The 2,359-nt window shown below is 56.3% G+C and carries 1 protein-coding gene; it reads right to left on the bottom strand.

What is annotated here, in order from left to right; translation table 11 throughout:
* Nucleotides 1-469 precede the first annotated feature (469 nt).
* On the bottom strand, nt 470-2,164 hold the full coding sequence (locus tag DXC67_RS10185; protein ID WP_117638278.1) for a phospho-sugar mutase: 1,695 nt from the start codon (nt 2,162-2,164) through the stop codon (nt 470-472).
* Between the last annotated feature and the right edge of the window lie 195 nt (nt 2,165-2,359).

The following is a 2,359-nucleotide window of genomic DNA, read 5'->3' as shown; positions in this document are numbered from 1 at the left end:
GCGCGCCGCCAGCGTTCATCCTGAGCCAGGATCGAACTCTCCGTCCAAAATATCTGGGCTTCGAGCCCGTCCGGTCCTCTCAGTCCATCGCTGATCGGTTCCGTTCGATTCATATGGTTCTGTATAGGAAAAGGAATTTCTCGGGGCCGCCTCTCGGCGGCCTTGCGAAAAACAAATCCAAGTTAGACCATTTCAAATGGTTCGATGTCTGCCCGGATGCGACACTGAATGTGTCCATCCTCGCAGTATCCGGTTCTCAAGGTGCACGCCTGGCGGCTGATCCGGTCCGACCGGGCCGCGCGGCAAGGAGATATATTGCCAGACCGGAGGGGCGCCGGGGACGGGAATCTGGGCGTACACATTTTCTACACAATTCGGAATTCTCAGCTGTATTTGCCGGTAATAAAGAGGGGACCTCGTTTCCGAGATCCCCTCCTCCGTCTATCTATAGAAATAGGCTTTCAAAGCCTTAGGCCAACAGCTTGCGACCGGATTCCTCGATCGCGTCAAGTGCTGCATCAGCCTCGGCGGCATCCGCGCCCTTGGCGAAGATGTACAGTTTAATCTTGGGCTCGGTGCCGGAAGGACGAACAATACCCTTGTTGCCGCCCTCAAGATCGAACTCAATGACGTTAGCCTTCGGCAGGCCGTTCACGCAGGCGTTGTAGTCCACGACGGCCTCAATCTTGGACCCAGCAAGCTCCGCAGGCGGGTTCTCGCGCAGACCGGACATGATGCCGGCCATCTTTGCCGCACCCTCAGCACCCGGATAGCTCAGCGAAATCGTCTTGTTGTGGTAGTAACCATACTTCTCGTACAGCTCGTGCATCGCATCGGCGAGGTTCTTACCCTGGAGCTTGTAATACTGCGCCATCTGGCAAATCAGCAGCGAAGTGCTCACGGCGTCCTTGTCGCGCACGTGGTCGCCAGCCAGATAGCCGTAGCTCTCCTCGAAACCAAAGATAAAGCGATCGACCTCGCCAGCATCGGAAAGCGAGGTAATGATGTCGCCGATGTACTTGAAGCCCGTCAGGCAGCGGCGGAGCTCAAAACCGTACTCGTCGGCCAGAGCGTCAACCATGGCGGAAGAAACGATAGTAGTAACGGCAACCTTCTTAGTGAGGTCCTCACCGCGGGCAGCACGGGTCTTGCAGATATAGTCGAGCAGCAGAACGCCCATCTCATTGCCGGTCAGCAGCAGATAGTCATCGCCATTCTTAACGGCAACGCCAACACGGTCGGCGTCGGGATCGGTTGCAAGCAGCAGATCGGGGTGAACCTGCTCGCAGAGATCGATGCCCTTCTGCATGGCCTGACGGATCTCGGGGTTAGGATACGGGCAGGTCGGGAAATCGCCGTTAGGCTCCTTCTGCTCGGGAACAACCGTGACATCGGTGATGCCAGCGCGCTCGAGCACCGTCGTGACGGGAATGAGGCCGGTGCCGTTGAGCGGAGTGTAGACGAGCTTAAGCGGAGCGCCAGCGATCTCCTCGGCAGAAAGGTTAGTCACGCCGCGGGCGAGAACGGCGTCGTAATAACGCTCGAGGCACGAGTCATCGATCCATTTGACCAGACCCTGCTCAAGAGCCTCATCGAAGTCCATGGACTTCACGCCGGTGAACGTATCGGTCTCGGCGATAGCCTTAGAAATTGCATCGGCGGCCTCGCTGGTGATCTGGCAGCCGTCGGGGCCATAGGCCTTATAGCCGTTATAAGGCGCTGGGTTATGGCTAGCGGTCATGCAAATGCCACCGGAGCACTTAAGGTCGCGGACGGCCCAGGAGAGCGTCGGCACAGGAGAAATCTTGGGATACACGAGGGCAGTCACGCCGTTTGCTGCAAGAATGGCAGCCGTCGTCTTGACGAACAGCTCACCTTTATTGCGGCTATCGCGAGCAATGGCGACCGTCGGATGCTTGAAGGTCGCATTGAGGTAGTCAGCGAATCCCTGGGTCGCACGACCGACCGTATAGATATTCATACGGTTAGTGCCCGCACCGATAGTGCCGCGAAGGCCGGCAGTACCGAAGGCGAGATCCTGGAAGAAAGCGTCGGTGATGGCGTCCTCATCACCCTGCTCCTTCATCGTGTTAAGCTCAGCGAGGAGCTCCTCGTCCTTGACATTGGCAATCCAAGTATCAAGCAGCTCATGAACATCTGCCATGTGAGTCCTTCCGTCACAATCAATAAAACGACCCGTGTAAAACAGGACAAGCGCAGCAGTGCGCTAAAGCAAATATTAGTCCATTGAGAACAAAGAACCGACCAAAGAACGGTGAACGTCTGTATTCAGCGGTGGATGATTAAATTGATTTAATTGCATAAGGAATGTTTCACGTAAACGCAAAAAAGGGGGAGG

The sequence above is a fragment of the Collinsella sp. TF07-1 genome (assembly GCF_003437235.1).
In the GTDB taxonomy this organism is placed as follows: domain Bacteria; phylum Actinomycetota; class Coriobacteriia; order Coriobacteriales; family Coriobacteriaceae; genus Collinsella.
Note: the sequence above shows the minus strand (reverse complement) of the source record. Positions and strands in the feature narration are given on the sequence as shown.